The organism is Oscillibacter sp. 1-3, assembly GCF_000403435.2.
Classification (GTDB): Bacteria; Bacillota; Clostridia; order Oscillospirales; family Oscillospiraceae; genus Oscillibacter.
On record NZ_KE159709.1, the window covers coordinates 496,418 to 513,678 of the forward strand.

Annotated in this window: 18 protein-coding genes and 1 tRNA gene; 7 read left to right on the forward strand and 12 right to left on the reverse strand. The window is 54.3% G+C overall.

The features are described from left to right. Positions 1-737: 737 nt before the first annotated feature. Positions 738-2,531, reverse strand: coding sequence for an NACHT domain-containing protein (locus C816_RS14985; protein WP_016323244.1), 1,794 nt, complete (start codon positions 2,529-2,531; stop codon positions 738-740). 586 nt (positions 2,532-3,117) lie between these two features. Here C816_RS14985 and C816_RS25030 point away from each other — a divergent pair. Beyond that, positions 3,118-3,249, forward strand: coding sequence for a helix-turn-helix domain-containing protein (locus tag C816_RS25030; RefSeq protein ID WP_242832211.1), 132 nt, complete (start codon positions 3,118-3,120; stop codon positions 3,247-3,249). Between the two features lie 212 nt (positions 3,250-3,461). Here the strand turns inward: C816_RS25030 and C816_RS14995 are convergent, their stop codons facing one another. The 5 genes from C816_RS14995 to C816_RS15010 form a co-directional block, all read right to left on the reverse strand. Then, positions 3,462-4,724, reverse strand: coding sequence for a DUF4367 domain-containing protein (locus C816_RS14995; RefSeq protein WP_016323245.1), 1,263 nt, complete (start codon positions 4,722-4,724; stop codon positions 3,462-3,464). A gap of 30 nt (positions 4,725-4,754) precedes the next feature. Then, positions 4,755-5,285, reverse strand: a complete 531-nt coding sequence (locus C816_RS15000; protein WP_016323246.1) for a hypothetical protein — start codon at positions 5,283-5,285, stop codon at positions 4,755-4,757. A 330-nt stretch (positions 5,286-5,615) separates the two neighbouring features. Then, positions 5,616-6,047 carry a hypothetical protein gene (locus C816_RS23825; protein WP_155979031.1) on the reverse strand — a complete coding sequence of 144 codons (432 nt, stop codon included), beginning with the start codon at positions 6,045-6,047 and terminating at the stop codon, positions 5,616-5,618. A gap of 72 nt (positions 6,048-6,119) precedes the next feature. After that, positions 6,120-6,725 carry a DUF4367 domain-containing protein gene (locus tag C816_RS15005; RefSeq protein ID WP_207636936.1) on the reverse strand — a complete coding sequence of 202 codons (606 nt, stop codon included), beginning with the start codon at positions 6,723-6,725 and terminating at the stop codon, positions 6,120-6,122. Positions 6,726-6,861: 136 nt separating this feature from the next. Next, a complete protein-coding gene (locus C816_RS15010) occupies positions 6,862-7,443 on the reverse strand; it encodes an RNA polymerase sigma factor (protein WP_081646375.1) in 582 nt (193 codons plus the stop codon). A gap of 257 nt (positions 7,444-7,700) precedes the next feature. Here C816_RS15010 and C816_RS15015 point away from each other — a divergent pair, with 257 nt between their 5' ends. Beyond that, on the forward strand, positions 7,701-8,237 hold the full coding sequence (locus C816_RS15015) for an RNA polymerase sigma factor (protein ID WP_207636937.1): 537 nt from the start codon (positions 7,701-7,703) through the stop codon (positions 8,235-8,237). 222 nt (positions 8,238-8,459) lie between these two features. Here C816_RS15015 and C816_RS24575 read toward each other — a convergent pair whose 3' ends face one another. Further along, a complete protein-coding gene (locus C816_RS24575) occupies positions 8,460-8,606 on the reverse strand; it encodes a hypothetical protein (RefSeq protein WP_207636938.1) in 147 nt (48 codons plus the stop codon). Between the two features lie 752 nt (positions 8,607-9,358). On the opposite strand from C816_RS24575, the gene C816_RS15020 reads away from it, so the two are divergent. Next, complete coding sequence (locus C816_RS15020; protein ID WP_016323251.1) at positions 9,359-10,504, forward strand: tyrosine-type recombinase/integrase; 1,146 nt, start codon at positions 9,359-9,361, stop codon at positions 10,502-10,504. Positions 10,505-10,625: 121 nt separating this feature from the next. Here the strand turns inward: C816_RS15020 and C816_RS15025 are convergent. The 4 genes from C816_RS15025 to C816_RS15040 all read right to left on the reverse strand — a co-directional run bounded on the left by C816_RS15025 (position 10,626) and on the right by C816_RS15040 (position 13,767). Further along, positions 10,626-10,702, reverse strand: a tRNA-Arg gene (locus tag C816_RS15025). Positions 10,703-10,797: 95 nt separating this feature from the next. Beyond that, complete coding sequence (locus C816_RS15030) at positions 10,798-11,331, reverse strand: phosphatase PAP2 family protein (protein WP_016323252.1); 534 nt, start codon at positions 11,329-11,331, stop codon at positions 10,798-10,800. Between the two features lie 145 nt (positions 11,332-11,476). Next, positions 11,477-12,466 (reverse strand): Ig-like domain-containing protein, encoded by a 990-nt coding sequence (locus C816_RS15035; RefSeq protein ID WP_016323253.1) that lies wholly within the window; start codon positions 12,464-12,466, stop codon positions 11,477-11,479. 113 nt (positions 12,467-12,579) lie between these two features. After that, complete coding sequence (locus C816_RS15040) at positions 12,580-13,767, reverse strand: FtsW/RodA/SpoVE family cell cycle protein (protein ID WP_016323254.1); 1,188 nt, start codon at positions 13,765-13,767, stop codon at positions 12,580-12,582. Positions 13,768-14,072: 305 nt separating this feature from the next. On the opposite strand from C816_RS15040, the gene tsaE reads away from it, so the two are divergent. Genes tsaE through upp form a run of 4 tightly spaced genes read left to right on the forward strand, consistent with a single transcriptional unit; the run spans position 14,073 to position 16,408 of the window. After that, a complete protein-coding gene (gene tsaE, locus C816_RS15045) occupies positions 14,073-14,504 on the forward strand; it encodes a tRNA (adenosine(37)-N6)-threonylcarbamoyltransferase complex ATPase subunit type 1 TsaE (protein WP_016323255.1) in 432 nt (143 codons plus the stop codon). After that, a complete protein-coding gene (gene tsaB / locus C816_RS15050) occupies positions 14,501-15,217 on the forward strand; it encodes a tRNA (adenosine(37)-N6)-threonylcarbamoyltransferase complex dimerization subunit type 1 TsaB (RefSeq protein ID WP_016323256.1) in 717 nt (238 codons plus the stop codon). Before tsaE ends, tsaB begins: the two co-directional genes overlap by 4 nt. Then, positions 15,195-15,752 (forward strand): hypothetical protein, encoded by a 558-nt coding sequence (locus tag C816_RS15055; RefSeq protein ID WP_016323257.1) that lies wholly within the window; start codon positions 15,195-15,197, stop codon positions 15,750-15,752. The genes tsaB and C816_RS15055 overlap by 23 nt, the downstream gene beginning before the upstream one ends. Before the next feature lie 23 nt (positions 15,753-15,775). After that, complete coding sequence (upp, locus tag C816_RS15060; RefSeq protein ID WP_016323258.1) at positions 15,776-16,408, forward strand: uracil phosphoribosyltransferase; 633 nt, start codon at positions 15,776-15,778, stop codon at positions 16,406-16,408. 50 nt (positions 16,409-16,458) lie between these two features. On the opposite strand, the gene C816_RS15065 is transcribed toward upp, so the two are convergent. Beyond that, positions 16,459-17,169 (reverse strand): RsiV family protein, encoded by a 711-nt coding sequence (locus C816_RS15065; protein ID WP_016323259.1) that lies wholly within the window; start codon positions 17,167-17,169, stop codon positions 16,459-16,461. Positions 17,170-17,261 lie beyond the last annotated feature (92 nt).

Sequence of the window (17,261 nt, forward strand, 5' to 3'; positions counted from 1 at the left end):
GCATAGCACTGCTTCACTGCATCGATCTTTGTTTCCGCACTGATTGCTGACATAATGATGCTCCCCTTCGAGTAGTCTGCAAGTTTTTCTCGCTTTGTCTACTCTATGGGGAGCATATCAAAAGTCTGGGGCCCTTTTTGATTTTGCCTGTTTTGAAAACAGGCGCTGGGAGTATTGTGTTTTCCTGGAAAAACAAAAAGCGCCGGTCTGTCAATTCCTTTAGAACTGACGGATCAACGCTCAATACAGGCGCTCAAAATCGTAGCGCCCTATTTGAAACTGTTTTGCCGCAGGTTTAAGTCCTGCCTGAGTGAATAGGAGGTGGGGAAAAATCTAAATTTTGAGGCCCTTGGATTTTCACTATCCAAGGGCCTCTGAGGTCTTGAAATCTCTCAGTTTTTTCACCAAAAATCTTTTTTGACCTCTTTTTCTGGTACGCCCTGAGGGATTCGAACCCCCGGCCTTCTGGTCCGTAGCTTGTCTAAGGTCTCCTAACAAGATCTTTTTGTTCCATTTGATGCTGTTTGCTTAAAATGTTAACGGCTTTTCGTGCTGTCCATTCCACGGATTCCGCAGGGAAATTTTCGGTTCTGGGTCAAGTTATGGGTCAAGCCATTAGAAAACTTAAAGCTCAATATAGGGCATGACTACAACCATGATAATATCAAATGTAAATGCCCTAAAATTACTGATTAGGAAAATTCTCTCCCAAAGGTGCGCTAAGTGCCTCTATCAGTTTATTTTCGCATCAGACGTGTCAGATATTCATCGGTACTCTCCTGCCGCTGTAAAATATCCTTTCTTAGCGAACATAGAGTCTTTAATCTCTCTCCGATCCACGAATCTTTCACAAGCTGATATAGCTGGGGACTGGACAAAATCTCCTTGATGTCAGCGTCTCTCAATTCAGTTGTATCACTATCTTGCAGATATTCCATCAGCTGTTGTTCTATCTGAGCCTTCCGCTGTTCTGCTATATCTGACCTATCCCGATAATAAAAAGAAAAATGAAACAGAAAGCTCTCCAAGCTATCCCTTACGGTTACCACTCCCAGCTCTAGCGTTTCTTTGGCGCTAAAAAATGAAAAGCCGATAGAGGAAACAATTTTTCTAAGATAGTGGTCATACAGTTCATTATCAACACTTTTTTCTATCTCCTCAATCAGTGGCAGCAAAATATTATTTTCAAATCGCTGAGGCGTCATATCATAAAGCATCCCAAATACAGAGTCGTTTATAGCCCGTGAAATGTCCTTATGGACAACCTCCTTGGACAACTGTTTCATCTTTTCATCCGGTAGCTCCTTGAGAAAAACAGCGGAGAAATATTCCTGGAAAGAACGATGTGCAAATTGATAATACAGGCCATCCCGGTAAATCATACACACAGAACTTTCCAAGTCGTAAATATACTTGTCCGTATCAAAGCCCACATAAGTGAGTTCTCTGGCACTCCGCAGAATATCCACTAGTTCATCATGTGAGAATTCATATTTTCCCCGGCAATAGGAGAGAAAGCAAAAATATGAAAATACCTTTCTGAAATCGTCGTATGAAATTCTGCTCTGCATCTCTCTTCGATAACCGGCCTTTGTGGCATCGTGTTTTGAATAAAGGGTCTCAAAAGCATTGGAATAAAAGAGATGCAGTTTTTCGGGAATCTCTGCATAGTTGTCAAATGTCAGTAACATGATATTCAACAACAATGGATTGGACGCAAATGATCTATATTTTTGATATTGTCCGTTCTGAAGTGCTGTAAGAAAGCGGTTTTTAATCTCCAAGTCAAAGTCAATCTTCTGAATCAACGATACTGCCTGTTCCTTGGAGAGTGGCAAGGTAGAGAGTACCAAAAACCGTTGGAATTCTACAAATTCGCTACATGGTCTAGAAGATAAAATGTAGTAGTTTTCCGAGAATTTATCACAAAATGCTTCTAGACGCTTAACAAACTGTCCTTGCTTATCCGTATGTATTTCGTCATAACCATCCAGCAAAAACAAAAAACATCCAGACTGGAAAGCATACTCTAAGCACGACGGTTTCATTGTACTGCCCAGTGCAGAAAGTTTTTTATAGAGCAGGTCCTCCAGATGATAATCGCCGCTGACATCGTTGATTTCTCGCAATTCAAAAAAAATCGGGATATACTTTTGAGATTTGAGCGCGCTTAAATAGAAATGCTTCATCAAGGTAGATTTGCCGATTCCTCCGCTACCGGACAACAGCAGGAAATGTGACAGTCCTGTCACATTTTCAATTGTATTTGCTAAAAATGGAGAAGCATTGCTTTTTTTCAAAGCTGGGATCTGGAAAAAATCATAAATATATTTTGGCTCTGTACGGTAGAGAATAGTTTTAATTTTGCTGTATTTCTGGTAGGCATTTTCTGTATATGTAGAAAATGCCAAATCAAAATCCACCTTAAACTTTTCCCACTCCACCAAAGATATTTCCGAGATTTTCTTTATGAGGGGTTCCGCAAATTTTTCCAAAAGTTTAACAGCAAATTTTACCTGCAAAAAGTCCATTTATATCCCCCCGTCATGTATAGAGTTGTTTTCAATCCCAATATAAACTTCCTATATCCTAAAACACGTTAATGATAGCACAAATTGTCGAATGTGTCTAGTTTTTTGTGCCATATAGCCCCATATGGCGCAAATGGTCCGTTCAGATGAGTTTCGACAAAATCCGATTACACGATTTGGTGAATAAAGACGGAAGTAGACGAAATACGTCAGGGGAGATTGGGACGGTTCTGCGTGATCAACCGCTTCAAATGAACGCAGTTCTATTTCGCTACGATCTGACGTCAATTCAATTCACGGGTTTACAGTTACTTGGAATTCTGCTGTGGTAGCCAGGACACCTGTACTGTGAATATACAGACCATGGCAACGCTGTGTGGTTGTTCCCGTTCCAGCGTGAAGAGAGTCTCCATGAACTGCGGGAACGGGGGTTCATAGATATCAAAGGCAAAGCAAGGAGGCTCAAGAGCGGAGTCCATCGCCATGCCTGAACAGGTATTATCTGCTGGACCGGAGTGAGTGGGGGCATAGGGAACCGGGGAATGTATGTATTAAAAGGGCACCGAGCAGTGAAAGAAGTACAGGGATGGAAAAGCAGGTCTACAAAAGCTATGACGAACTGCCGATGTTGCTGACGGTCTCAGACGTGGCGGCGGTGCTGGGCGTCAGCCGGGCGGGAGCGTATGAGCTGGCACGCAGTGAGGGTTCCTGGTGTTGAAAGTTGGAATCCAGATCGTGATTCCAAAGGACAAACTCCTACACTGGATTGAGTGGCGGTGTGGTGGGGAATTTCTTCTCCAGTACTCCTCAGACCTAACCTGCCTTGAGTCAAGTTATAGGTCGGAATTTTTGAAAAGAGTACTCAAGATCAAGATAAAGAAAGTGGAGGGCAGACTATATCTGCGCTCCACTTTCAAAAATCTGTTGAGGCTATTTTGGTAAAATGTTCTCCGCCATGCGGATCATTACGTCCTTATCCAACGGGGCCAGGAGGCGGAAGGTGATGCCGGTCTGCGGGTCTGTCCAGAGGAGGGTGTTCATCTGGGCCTCTGTTGTGGAGATAGAGATCACCTTTCCGTCAACGGAGGCCGTTGAGGGTTCCGCATTGGGGACAGCCCTCCAGTATTGGGCCTGAATACCCTTTATTGTTATCATCTCCGGCGTTCCCGCGGGGGCAGCCTGGGAGCCTCTGGAGTAATACCACCTGAAATGGGTCCTGTTGCGGGGCTGGCCCTCGGTCTGGGTTTCCCGGGACCATGACTCGGTCACCATCTGGGGCGTCACCGTAGAAGCGGACTTTCTAAAGCCATCCGGCATCCATTCCATTTGATATACGGGAAGCGCCTCTTCCTTGACCTCTTTGACGCTGTTGGCGATCTTCTCCAGAGTGGCCTGATCCAGATTGCTTTCAAGCCAGAAGAGATTCCCCGCGCTGTCCTCCCAGACCAGATTTGCCACATTATGGATCTGGTAGAAATCTGCGGAGCGTCCCTGGACGGTGGCTGCCCGCAGCAGCGCGGCGGTGTCCACTTCCACACCGTGGCCTGAGCCACAGGGCTTTTCTGTGGGGCGGTAGCAGGTGAAGGACACCAGATACTTTCCGTCCTTCTCGTAGTTCCAGCCAACGGTGGAATTGGGTATACCGATGGGACTGACCCCGACGCCGCTCAGCGCAAAGCCCTCGGGAAGCCAGGTGGGCTGGAATGCGGGGAGATCGGTGTACTGGGACACCTCGCCGGTCTTGGGCCAGTAGTAGTAGATACCGCCGTCTTTCAGTTCCCGCAGCCACTGGCGGCCGGAGACGGCCATGGCCTCGCTCCCCGGTTCATAGGGCTCCTGTTCCGGCTCCTCCTCTGGCGCCTCCTGCTTCGGCTGGCCGCCCAAAAGGATGGTCTTAGTGGCGGAGTCGTAGCCAATCTCCACTCCCAGCAGCTCACTGACAGCCCGGATGGGCAGGTAGTTGGTCTTGCCGCCCGCGGCGTCGGTAAAGAGGATGGTGCCGGGGACTTTCTGCCCGTTGGCGGCGGTGATATCGGCTCCAGCGGTGATCTTGGTTTCTCCGTCCAGGGCCACATTGGCAAAGTTATAGCTCACCTTGCCGCTGGCCGCCAGAGCCGTGGTCAGGCAGCTGACTGCCAGCAAGGCGGTTACAGCACCGCCCAGAAACGGGGTAATTGGTCTGTTTTTCTTCATACATTAGTCCTTATATGACCAATCCCATGGTTACTCCTGGTAAGCATTGAAAAGAAAATCCATCGGATAGTCATCCAGCTGCATGACGCTCCATTCGACAGTCACGGTCCCCAGAGAGCTGAAATAATTTGTCAGCTCAAGGCGGTAATTGCTCTGGCGATCTGCATCAAAGTAATACATCAGATCGTCCAGCAAATCGTCGTGCCGGAAAAGCCAGAGATACATTTCCACGGCGTCCCCATCGTTTGCGAGGTCGATCACCAGCGTGTCGCCATAGGATTTATAGCAGATGTAGTCTCTTTCGTAAGGGTTTGCCTGGCGCCAGCGAATGTTCCGGGCGAGATAGTGCCTGTTGGCTCTTACGGCATCGAGATTCTCTGCCTCATCCACCTTCTTCAGCGTGGCGGTAATGCCGTTAATGGTGACCGAGTCACCTTCCTTCAGGCAGATGGCATTCTCCCTGGGGTTCTCCTCGGGCTCGGCGGCAAAGCAGGGGACGGCCAGGGCCAGGCTCATGACCAGCGTCAGCAGCAGGGCGGTCAGTTTCTTCATCTTCTTCATGGTGTAAACTCCTTTCATAAATCGCGGGTTTTTGGTACTGAATTTTCCCTTCACGACGCACCCGCCGTCCGGCGGCGGAGCGCCTGTTCACTTCTGCATGGGACTCACCTCTTTCTCTTTTGTAGTCCGGGGCCTTGACTGCCCTCTGTTATATAAAGACAACCAAGCACCCAAAGTGCAACATAGGAATTTTGCTTTTTTCGAAGAAATCTTATTTCTACGATTTGCCTCCATTGCTGCCCTCTATTACTTAAAGACACCTGAGATTGGAAAGTGCAACATAAAAAGGCAAGGCCCGGAGCTTTTGCTCCGGGCCTTGCCAAATATGATTTAATAACTAATCTCATTAGAATATGCTTTTGCGGTTTCTACCAGATTTCCACTGTTATCGTATATACTTACGGTTCCAACAACTCTGTATGTGTTGTTCCGGGACACATAATACTTTTTGCTGCTGGATACCGACGTTCCTCCGCTGCTTGTCCAGCTCTTTATGGTTTGCCAGCCACTATTTTCATCTTGCAGCTCCATAGCAACCTCTGTCGTATAAGAATTATATGTGAGGGCCGTTACCGAACAAGATGCCTGTCCTTCAGAAATTGATAAGGTAGCAAGAAATGACCGCAGAGTCGCATATCGTGGCTCAACCAGCCCAACGATACCGCTGTCTATGTCTGCCGCAAACGCCGTGCTTGGTCCTGACAGCAGGGAAGATACCAAAACCAATGTGGAAATTACCAGTTTGAATGTGTACTTTTTCATCTGTCTGCTCTCCTATACGTAATATTGGGATTGCTCCCTATATAAGGAGACACAGAATTCTGAAAATGCAACCTACAAAATTAAAATATTTTCCGAAATTTTTTTCGCTGTATCAACCGTTAGCGCAAGAGAGGCGCCAACTTCGATATACAGGCAGTTTTCCAAATCGGCGGTAATCACTCCAATTTCGCCGTTTTTAACGATACATAGTCCCTCATTGCCGTTGATAGATATATTTTCAATGCTGTCTGGATTCTCAGTGTCGACTCTTAAGACTCCTCCTTCTCCAGACTGGATGGCAACATAAAAGAACTCTCCCAGGTCGTTTTCAAATCTGACGTATGTATTATAAATGTTTTCGCTGCACACAAATCCCTCCGGAATCCATCCAATCTCCGCATTTTGAAAATATTCACTTTTTTCATCCGTATTGCTGGCGGATTTTTTTATTCCGCCGGTTCCTTCAGACGCGTTGATGCTGAATTGTGTATACTCCTCCGTAATTGTGAGCATCAGGTTCAGCGTCGCCACACGAAACTCCTCAGAAACGGCAAAAGCGGTGGTAAACAGGAGCACGGTGACAGCCATGATAACCGCCACCAGCCGCAGAACCTTCCCGGTCTTCCGCAGAGCAGAGCGGCGCTGCTGGTGGGCGAAGTGGCGGCGGATGGTCTCCATGCACCGCTTATCCAGCGATTCCGGCACCGCGGCGTCCGGATCACTTTGCAGAGTTTCATTGAGAGCCTCCAGCCGCTCCCCCTCCTTTTTCGCAACCTCTTCCATGAGCAGGGCAAAATAGGCGTCCTCGTATTCCTCAAGCAAGTGTTCGTGTTTTTTCATGATTATCATCTCCCTCCATCAGCAATATTGCCTTTCTCTTCGCCCGTGTCAGCCGCACACGGATGTTGTCTTTCCGGCATTGAAAAATCTCCGCCAGCTCCTCATTGCTCTGGCCTAGAACATACTTCCGGTAGAGGAGCTCCTGGTCCTGCTCCGGCAGACGGGGCCACACGGCGTACAGGCGGGCGGCGTCTTCCCGCAGCTCCACCAGCGTCTCCAGAGGCGGAAGCGGCGCCTCACGGCTGTCCAGACAGCCGCCATTCCACTCCACGATGTGTTTCTGGATCACTGCCTGGTGCCGGATAAAATTTTTCGCCTGATTTTTGACGGTATGAACAATATACACCGGCAGGGCAGGGGCTGGCAAGTCCATCAGCGTGTGAAGTTTTTTGCAGAGGCTTTCCACGGCGTCCTGCACGATGTCCTCGCAGTCCTGACCGCTGGAAACACAGCGCCGGGCCGTCGTATACATCAGTCGGGAATACCTGCGGTACAGATCTGTCATGAAGGCCAGGCCCGCTTTGTTGTCTTCCGGCACAGTGAAAACAATCATCATGATCCCTCCTTTTCTTGTGCCTATATAATAAGAGACACCCAAAGGGCCGGATTGCAACCAGGATTTTTTGCGGGCAGTCTGTGTGAGAGACGCGGGATTTCGAACAAATCATATATTTTGAACACAGAAAGTAAGGATATGACCCCAAAATGTTATTTTATATGTATATCATCCGGCTCTTGAAAAAATTTGCGTGGATATAGTATAATTGCCTCAATTGTTTTGTGAGGGCGGGTGATGGTTCCATGCTTCCGCTGATGATTACGGCGATTGAGGACGAAAATGACCGGGAGTTTATGGAACGGCTGTATCTCCAGTACCACCGCCTGATCTATTCCGAAGTGCGGAAGCTCGTTCAGAACGAGGACGAGGCGGAGGACCTGATGCAGACGGTTGTCGAGAAGCTGATCCACAAGGTGGACCTGCTGCGGGATCTGGAGCGGCGCCGGCTTGTGAACTACGTCATCTCCTCTGCGAAGAACACGACGCAGAATTTCCTCCGGGACAAGCACCCGGCGGCCAGAGTGTGGGAGGAGCAGGAACAGCTTGCCGATCCCGCGCCTATGCCGGAGGAGGAGATCCTTTACCGTGAGGATCTGTCCGGCTTATCAAGGGCCTGGAGGACTTTGGATGAAAAAACGCGGTATCTTCTCGTCGCCAGGTATATCTTGAATAAGAGCGGCAGAGAGATTGCGGAGGATCTGCAAATGCCGCCGGACAACGTGCGCATGGCACTGGTTCGGGCAAGGAGGAAAGCACAGCAGGCCATGGCGCGAGTTGGGGCGCGTCAATGACTGAAAAGAGTTTTTACCCACCCGTGGGTGGAGTGAGCATCGCGGCAGGTTTATCGCCGACTGCATTTGCCGGGGCAAAGCCCCGGCTACCCCTGTTCCGAAAGGGGAGCGGAAAGCAGAATATAGAAAGTGGAAAGAACAGCGATACGACAGATCATCTCGTGTTCAGGCTTGAGAGCCACTGTGTGCGGCTTTTTGGGGAAGGAGTACAAAAGGGGCCGTTCAGGAGTGGGACGCCGCGTTGGGGCTTTGTACGGCGATGCTGACGAACTGCAAAAGAGTTGCTGAGCAGTTGATGGATTGCACCAGTGTATACAAAGAGCGGGCGGTTGTTTTGGGGATCAGCAGGATCGGCGGAATCTTTCTCATAGTGGGAGAAGGGTAAATCTGCCGAAACCGAGGTTGAACCCACCCTCCGATTTGTTAGCAGGATAAAAGCGTGGCGTCTTGCGCCGCCACGCCGGATTACACCGTCCCGCAGTGCGGGCCGAGGAAACGGAAAACGAGGGCTTTTGACGGAATACCGTCATTCTTTCAAAGCTTTTGTGCAATTGGTCATGTGACGTCAAATATGGGAAACGATTCTCAGTTTGACGTCTTGTTATCCTCAATGTCTACAGCGGCAACGAATGTAGCTGTGTCAACTGTGGCATGGCAGAGAAATTCCCGGTTTTTCTGTCAACAGGGAGAGCAGAGGTATCAAAATAGCACAGAGAAAAAGAAAGCCCACCAACAGTGCCTGTGTCCTCCGTATTTCAGCGTGTAAGCCGCTGTGTGCGGTTTCGCAGAGGATCGCCCATGGTACTCCTCTCCAGTAGACAAACCGCTGTGTTGGGGCTTTGTGGGTGGTTGTCGGCAAGGGTGGAAAGTCTGGGAGATTCATCCATGGATTGCGCCACTGTCTACAAGGAGAAAGAGGCGCGGTCACTCTACCCAACCAGAACCAGTTTTCGAGAGTTCATACAGCGCAAAAATTGCGCCGCCTAATCAAAGAATAGGTCTTTTTTCTCTCTGCCTTTTTCTACCGCAGACTATGAACTTTCTGATAACTCTCCGATGAATCCCTGGCTATTCACCGAGGTTACTGGTAATGTGTGTCGCTGAATAGGAGGCGATATGCAATGGCAAAGCGGAGGGCTAATGGAGAAGGAAGTATCCGCAAGCGAAAGGATGGCCGCTGGGAGGGACGCTACACTGCGGGCCGTGATCCGGTGACCGGAAGGACGATCTACAAAAATGTCTTGGGAAAGACCCAGGCGGAAGTCAAGGCAAAACTCAAGTCGGCAATTGAGAAGAGCGGCGTCCAGTCCCTGCGGACAGAGCGCTACACTGTAGGCCAGTGGCTGGATACCTGGATGGAGAACTATGCCAAGCTGCAAGTTCGCCCCTCGTCCTACAAGACCTACCAGGGCTTCATCGACAACCACATCAAACCCACCCTCGGGGACATCTCTCTGGAAAAGCTGACGTCAATGGATCTCCAGAGGCTGTACAAGCATCTGCTGGAAAGCGGCAGGGTAGAGTGTACAGAATCCAGAAGTAAACCCAAGGGCCTCAGCGTCAAGACGGTTCGCAATATCAACCAGATGATTTCCACTGCCCTGAACTGTGCAGTGGAACAACGGTTGATTTCCAGCAACCCTACGAAAGGCTGTGTCCTGCCGAAGCTGGAACGAAAGGAAATGAAAATCCTGCCGCCGGAAAGTCTTGGCACCTTCTTCGAGGAGGCCCGGCGCAGCGGTGTGTTCGAGCTATACTACGTTGACCTCGCCACGGGTCTCCGGCGGGGAGAACTGCTGGGGCTGAAATGGAGCGATATTGATTTGGATAAGGGCATCATCTACGTCCGACGACAAATTCTCCGTCAGAACGGTGAGGTGGTGGAAGCACCCTTGAAAACGAAAAACTCCTACCGCAGCATCGCGATAGGAGCGGACGCCATCAAAGTCCTCAAAGGCATGGAACAGAGGGATGAGTACGTATTCCCCTCGCCATACGGCGGCCCAATGTCGCCGGACAGTGTCCTCCATATGCTCCAGAGGGTTCTGAAACGGGCGGGACTGGAGCGGATACGCTTCCATGACCTCAGACACACATTTTCGGTGCTGGCCCTGCAAAACGGAGTAGATGTCAAAACCCTCTCCGCCATGCTGGGCCACTACTCCGCCGGGTTTACGTTGGACACCTACGCCCATGTAACCACCTCTATGCAGAAGCAGGCGGCAAACACGGTAGGGAATTTTCTCTCCGACACTCTCCAGCCCTAACCGCTCCAAGTTCCCGTATGGGTCACGGCTTGGGTCAACTGTCCACCGCAAAATCCAACCACCCGAAAAAGTACAGAGATCAAAAGAAAAACCACGGAAATTCAACGAATTTCCGTGGTTTTGGTACGCCCTGAGGGATTCGAACCCCCGGCCTTCTGGTCCGTAGCCAGACGCTCTATCCAGCTGAGCTAAGGGCGCACATCCTGTCCTCCCGGACAGCTTATTTATATTACCACAGACATTTCCAAAATGCAAGAGTTTTTTTGCATTTTTCCCAATTATTTTTCTGCCCGTTACAGCGGCCGCCGCTGCCGTCCAATGGCCTTCGCCAGCTTTGCCCCTATCCAGCCGACAACGCCGCCCAACAGGACACCCCCCAGCACGTCGCTGGGCCAGTGGACATATAAGTACAGCCGGGAGAAGGCGATCGCCGCGGCCAATGCCAGAGCCGGTTTCCACAGCGGGCTTCCGGCGAATTTCAGCGCGAAAACGGCTGCAAAAGACGCGGCGGTATGGCCTGAAGGGAAGGAGGCGTCCAGAGGCGGTCTGACCAGCAGGGTGACGGCCGGATTGAGGGCAAAGGGCCGGAGGCGGTCAAACAGTGGCTTTAGCAGCAGGTTGCATGCGATCAGGTCCAGTGCAAGGCCGCAGGCGACAGCGGCGCCCTGGCGGCGGGTCTGGTGAGCGGCCAAAAGAATCAGCGCCAGCAGAACCCAGATCTCTCCGTGGTCGCAAAGCCCGCTGACTGCGGGCATCGCGGCATCCAGAAAGCCGCAGCGCAGGTTGGCCTGAATCCAGTCCAAAACGGCAAATTCCAAGGTCTGCATAAGTCCTCCTTTAACTGGCTGTGGAAAGTAGTGATAGAAAAATTATATCAATGGCGAGGCGGAGATACAACTCTTTTCCAAAGATTTTCTGCCCGGCAGAAAAAATGCCCTCCGGAGGATTGGGTTCCTCCGAAGGGCGCGCCGTTTATTTCAGCCAGCCGAAGAGGCCTGATTTTTCCTCCTGGCCTTCCAGCAGGGTCCTGGCGGCGGAAAGCATTTGAGCTGCGTCGCCTCGGGTCACCGGCTCCTCCATGGTCAGGCTGCCAAAGCTGCCTGCCGCCAGTACGCTGACAGCTTCCATGTTCCCAACGGCCTGGGCCGCCCAGGAGGGGACCTCCTCCCGGTCCGCGTACCAGACGTCCAGCTCCACATTGCCCAGGTCCAGCACACGGTCCAGCACGGTGGCAGCCTCATTAAAGGTAATGGCGTCGCCGCTCCGGAAGGCCAGGCCCTCCGCCGTGGCGGTGCCCTGCATCACGCCGTCCGTTACACCGGCGGCGGCGTAGGCCTTGGCCCAGGTGGGAATGGCCTCGTCGTCACAAAAGCCGGTCATGGTGACGGAAGTGACCTCCCGGCCGGAGGCCTCCATCACCAGCGCCAGAAACTCACCCCGGGAGACGGGGCGGTCCGGCTCAAAAAAGTACTGGTTCCCAATTTTACAGCCGGTGAAGATGCCCGCCTCCGCCAGCTCCTGGGCGGCGGCCGCTGCGGGGCTGTCAGCGGTGTCGGCATAGTTGACGCCGGAGCGGGCCTTCTGGATGGAGACCTTTACCTCGGCTGGCAGGGACGTGCGGCCCGCGCTGTCGGTGGCGGTGTAGGTGAAGCTGTCGCTGCCGGTAATGCCGTCGTCAGGGGCGTAGGTGAAGGTGTTTCCCTCAATGACCACCACGCCCTTTCTGGGCTGGTCCACCAGGGAGAAGGTTATCTCCCCGTCCTCCCCGCCGGCGGTCAGGAACTGGCCCTGGCAGGAGATGCCCCGGTAGGTCTTGACCTCCAGGTTCCGGGCCTGGGGGGCGCCCCCCTCCGCCTCAGGCTGTTCCGTCTTGCTGCCAAACAGCGCCGAGGCGCTGCCGCTCAGTACCAGGGCCGCCGCCAGAGCCAGAATGGCGGTCCGTCTTGTGAAACTGCTTTTCAAATGGCTTTCCTCCTGTTTTCATGGAATGTAGTGGTAGTGTCCGCTTCTTTCCAGAAATTATTCTCCGGCGGCAGGGCTGCCGCCGGAGAATTTTCAGAGGCATTTTGGAGCTGTCACAGAAGAGACCGTACTCGCCGTTCCATAGAGAGGGTCCTCTTTTTAATGTTGGAGACAACGCCCATGGCGGTGTACAGTGTGACAATGGAGGAGCCGCCGTAGCTGAAAAAGGGGAGGGTGACGCCGATGGTGGGCATGACGAAGAGGCACATGCCGATGTTGATGATGGTTTGGTAGATCAGCATGGCGGCGATACCCACGCAGACATAGCTGTGGAAGTGGTTTTGGGTCCGTTTTGCAACCAGCAGTACACGAAAGATCACCGCCGTCAGCAGCAGGATGATGAGAAGACACCCGATCAGCCCCAACTCCTCACCGCAGACGGAGAAAATGAAGTCCGTCCACCGTCTGGGCAGGGAGGTGGCCTCGCTGCTCTGGGACTGGGTGCCGTTCATGTATCCCTGGCCGAATACGCCGCCGGAACCGATTGCCAGCAGACTCCGGGTTTGCTGCCAGCCGACGCCCAGGGGGTCCAGGCTGTGGTCGAAGAGGATTCGGAAGCGGTTGACCATGTACTCCATGGAGGATGGCACCAGATCCAGGGTCAGCACCGCCGCCACAGTTCCGCCGATGCCGGCAAACAGCAGCACGAACCACCGCAGGGCGAAGCCCGCCGCGAAGGCCATGCACAGGAAGATAAAAAAGAATGTGAGGGCGTTGCCCATGTCCCCGGAGATGGCGACATACCAGCCCATCAAGAGCAGGGTGTGGCCCGCCACCAGAAGGGCGGAGCGGAAGGATTTCAGGTCCCGCTTCTCCTCCCGCAGCCACTCCAGCTGCTTGGCCAGCAGAAGGGTAAAGGTAATCTTCGCCACCTCCGCCGGGCCGATTTGGAAGGGGATGCCCGGGAATTTCAGCCAGGCCACGTTGCCGGTTTCGTGCCCTCTGCCCAAAGGAGATTTCAGCAGTCCGATGAATACGATGTTGAATGCCACCAGCCATTTCCAGCGCTTCATCACGTTTTCCAGGTCCAGCATAGACATGAAGATATAGGCGCAGACGCCGATGGCCATGGCCGCCCCCTGAACGCCCACATAACGGATGACACTGTCCGTTCCCATAGAGCGGGTGGCACTGAAAATCAGCACCATGCCATACAGCGTGGAGACGCAGCAAAGCCCCAGCAGCATTAGATCGGCCTGCTGGAAGAAGTCTGCCAGAATACTTTTTAACCGGTTTGCCATGGGGATTCTCCGTTCCTGAAAGCAAATTTTGACAAAAGCAGTATACCACAAATAAAAAATGCTGTAAACGCTGGAAATTTCTTTTTACACTCTGTTCAAAATGTGGTATACTAAGGGTTGTTTGAAAAAAGTCAAAACGCCCAAACGGTGGATCTTTATCCGCCACTCTGCGTTAAATGTTCTTACCGGGCGTCAGCCCGCCTGCAAAAATTTGCCTTGATTGGCGAAAATATCTCTCGCCGTTGGGCATTCCGCCATTTTTCAAACAGGGCCTAAATCGATACCAAAATAAGGAGGGGCAGACCGTGGAATTTCTCACCCGCAGCGAGGCGGAGACGGAGGAACTGGGCCGCCGTCTGGCGGAGCATCTCGCCCCCGGAGCGGTGGTGGCCTACCGGGGAGATCTGGGTATGGGCAAGACCGCCTTCACCCGGGGTCTGACTCGGGGCCTGGGATGCCGGGAGCGGGTTACCAGCCCCACCTTCACCATTGTCAACGAGTACGAGGGCGGGCGGCTGCCCCTGTTCCACTTTGATCTGTACCGCCTGGAGGGCGCGGAGGACCTGTTTGACATCGGCTGGGACGACTACCTGGACCGCGGCGGCGTCTGCGCCGTGGAGTGGAGCGAGCGGGCGGAGGAGGCGCTGCCGCCGGAGACCGTCCGTGTCACCCTGCGCCGCTGCCCCGAACATGAGAGCTGGCGCACCGTCACCGTGGAAGGAGTGGAGATCACATGAAGATACTGGCCCTTGAGACCTCCGCAAAGGCCGTCTCCGCCGCTGTGACGGAGGAGGGACGGGTGCTGGCCGCAGGCTTCCAGGATACCGGCCTCACCCACAGCCGCACCCTGATGCCCATTGTAGAGCACATCCTGAAAAACGCGGACCTCACCATGGCGGACATGGACGCCGTGGCGGTGGCCGTGGGGCCTGGGTCCTTCACGGGCATCCGTATCGGCGTCTCCGCCGCCAAGGGGCTGGCTTTCGCGGCGGACAAGCCCGCCGTTGGCGTGTCCACCCTGGCGGCCATGGCCCGGAATGCGGCTTTTGTGGACGGACTGGTGGTCTGCGCCATGGACGCCCGGCGGAATCAGATCTACAACGCCCTGTTTGCGGCAAGGGACGGGCGGCTGACCCGTCTGACGCCGGACCGGGCCATTGGCCTGGAGGATTTGGCGGAGGAGCTGCGGCAGGACTCCCGACCCAAGATCATCGTGGGCGACGGCGGAAAGCTGTGCGCGGACGCGCTGGCGGCGGCGGGGATTGCCTGCCGTCTGGCTCCGCCCCATCTGGTGATGCAGAGCGCCGTTACCGTGGCCCTGGAGGCGGAGGAGGCGGCCGGGCACGGCGGCCTGGTCTCCGCTCAGGAGCTGCTGCCTGTCTACCTGCGTCCGCCCCAGGCGGAGCGGCTGAGAAGAGAAAGAGAGAGTGGTGGAAAGAGTGCCCCATGAAAAAAGCAAAGCCCCTGTGTCCTGGCGGCGCTGGGGCTGGCTGGCCGGGCTGGCTGTCCTGTGTCTGGCGGCCTATCTGGTGATCCGGTATATGCCTCACTCGGAGGAGGTCTCCTGGTCGGGTACGGCAGTGGAGTACCGCGCGGACGACGCGGATTACGCGGCGGGCCACGAGGCTGTCATTCGGGGGACATATACCTATAACCGGGCGGGAAAGCGGGTCTTTGTGGGGGACTTTTGGATCGGTGGTCTGGACATGGACCCAGGCACACGGGTCCGCCTGGCATCGGAGCCCGCAGGGGATCAGTTCTATGACGCCGGCGGACAGCCGTTCACCGCGCCGGTCTGCGGGGTTTTACAGAGCCCTGACGGCCAGGGCGCTGTGGTGCTTTTGTGGGACGAGTATAGGGCAGAGGCTGGAAGCATCGGCGCGGCGCTTGAGGAGGGCCGGCGTTTTATCTGTGTCGGAACGCTGCTTAGACAGGACGCCGTCGTTCTCGCGGACACATTGAAACAGCAGATTCTGGGAATATAACTTAAATAGGAGGAGAGAATTGTATGAACGGCAAAGTACACGTCATGGACCACCCGTTGGTTGCTCACAAATTGACCATCCTGCGGGACAAAAACACCAGCGTCAAGGACTTCCGGGAGCTGGTCAGCGAAATCGGGATGCTCATCACCTACGAGGCCACTCGGGACCTGCCCCTGACGGAGCGGGAGGTGGAGACGCCCATCTGCAAAACCACCGCACCCACACTCAAGGGCAAGAAGTTCGCCGTGGTGCCCATCCTGCGGGCGGGACTGGGCCTGGTGGACGGCGTGCTGCGGATGGTTCCCGGCGCCCGGGTGGGGCACATCGGCCTGTACCGGGACGAGGAGACCCTGGAGCCGGTGAAGTACTTCTGCAAGATGCCCAAGGACGTGGCGGAGCGGGATATTCTGATCGTGGACCCCATGCTGGCCACCGGCGGCAGCGCCGAGGCCGCCATCGGATTTATGAAGGAGTACGGCTGCACCAATATCAAGCTGATGGTTCTATTGGCCGCTCCGGAAGGTATTCAGCGCATTCAGAGGAGCCATCCGGATGTGGACATCTACTGCGGCGCGGTGGACGAGAAGCTCAATGACAAGGGCTATATCGTGCCGGGCCTGGGGGATGCCGGCGACCGGATTTTCGGGACAAAGTGAGATTATGAAGCCAAGGGCCGGGAGCGCTGCTCCCGGCCCTTCTGCGGCGTTCAGACCGCCTCGGTCTCTTTTTCCTGTTCCTCCGGCAGACGGAGGGACTTTGTTCCATAGGGGAGGGTAAAAATTGGGATACCCTCCGCGGCGGGGGCGATGGCGTACATGGGGAAGAAAAAGACCAGTCCCTCTGCCGTCAGGTAGTAGTTCTGGGCGTTGAACCGCCGGCGCAGCGCCCGCCGCCAGCCTTCGTGGTAACGGGAGACTCCCGCCCGCTCCTGGCGCTGGATCTCATCCGCCGCCAGGGACAAGAGTGTCTTTTTCCAGCCGCTGCGGGGCTGGAAAAACGCAGAGAGCTCCACTGGGTAGCCGCCGTTTAAGTCCCAGGTGTCCCCCCGGCGGGTGAGCAGGGCGGGGCCGGATACCGCAGTCTCCCGGGACTGGGTGTACAGGCTCCACAGCCCGCCCTGGCTGTAGGTCACCTGATAGCGGAGCTCCGCCCGGAGGCAGGGCAGGGGGGCGCTGGAGGCCAGAGCCTCCCGGTAGGCCGCCTCCGCCTGGGGCAGAAGCCAGCGCTCGCAGTAGCGGAGATAGGAGCGGCACTGGAGCTGATAGTACCGGTAGATGCGCCGGGATACCCGGTCCGCCGCCGGCACCGGCCGTGGGACAGCCACCGAGGCCGTCAGCACGGGGATGTCCTCCACCGTCCACTCCCGTTCCGCCGTAAAGGGCTCCGTGTGCAGCTCCGCCAGACTGTCTCGCGCCATTTCCGCAGCTCCTCTCCATTTTTCTGATTGTTTATCCCAGTCTATGGAGCGGGACAGGAGGTGGTGCGGGGGGAGGGGGAAAATTTTGCTCC

Excerpts from the sequence above, each read along its gene's own strand:
- C816_RS14985 (WP_016323244.1), bottom strand. The coding sequence starts at position 2,531 with ATGGACTTTTTGCAGGTAAAATTTGCTGTTAAACTTTTGGAAAAATTT.
- C816_RS25030 (WP_242832211.1), top strand. The coding sequence starts at position 3,118 with ATGGAAAAGCAGGTCTACAAAAGCTATGACGAACTGCCGATGTTGCTG.
- C816_RS14995 (WP_016323245.1), bottom strand. The coding sequence starts at position 4,724 with ATGAAGAAAAACAGACCAATTACCCCGTTTCTGGGCGGTGCTGTAACC.
- C816_RS15000 (WP_016323246.1), bottom strand. The coding sequence starts at position 5,285 with ATGAAGAAGATGAAGAAACTGACCGCCCTGCTGCTGACGCTGGTCATG.
- C816_RS23825 (WP_155979031.1), bottom strand. The coding sequence starts at position 6,047 with ATGAAAAAGTACACATTCAAACTGGTAATTTCCACATTGGTTTTGGTA.
- C816_RS15005 (WP_207636936.1), bottom strand. The coding sequence starts at position 6,725 with ATGGAGACCATCCGCCGCCACTTCGCCCACCAGCAGCGCCGCTCTGCT.
- C816_RS15010 (WP_081646375.1), bottom strand. The coding sequence starts at position 7,443 with ATGATGATTGTTTTCACTGTGCCGGAAGACAACAAAGCGGGCCTGGCC.
- C816_RS15015 (WP_207636937.1), top strand. The coding sequence starts at position 7,701 with ATGATTACGGCGATTGAGGACGAAAATGACCGGGAGTTTATGGAACGG.
- C816_RS24575 (WP_207636938.1), bottom strand. The coding sequence starts at position 8,606 with ATGAGAAAGATTCCGCCGATCCTGCTGATCCCCAAAACAACCGCCCGC.
- C816_RS15020 (WP_016323251.1), top strand. The coding sequence starts at position 9,359 with ATGGCAAAGCGGAGGGCTAATGGAGAAGGAAGTATCCGCAAGCGAAAG.
- C816_RS15030 (WP_016323252.1), bottom strand. The coding sequence starts at position 11,331 with ATGCAGACCTTGGAATTTGCCGTTTTGGACTGGATTCAGGCCAACCTG.
- C816_RS15040 (WP_016323254.1), bottom strand. The coding sequence starts at position 13,767 with ATGGCAAACCGGTTAAAAAGTATTCTGGCAGACTTCTTCCAGCAGGCC.
- tsaB (WP_016323256.1), top strand. The coding sequence starts at position 14,501 with ATGAAGATACTGGCCCTTGAGACCTCCGCAAAGGCCGTCTCCGCCGCT.
- upp (WP_016323258.1), top strand. The coding sequence starts at position 15,776 with ATGAACGGCAAAGTACACGTCATGGACCACCCGTTGGTTGCTCACAAA.
- C816_RS15065 (WP_016323259.1), bottom strand. The coding sequence starts at position 17,169 with ATGGCGCGAGACAGTCTGGCGGAGCTGCACACGGAGCCCTTTACGGCG.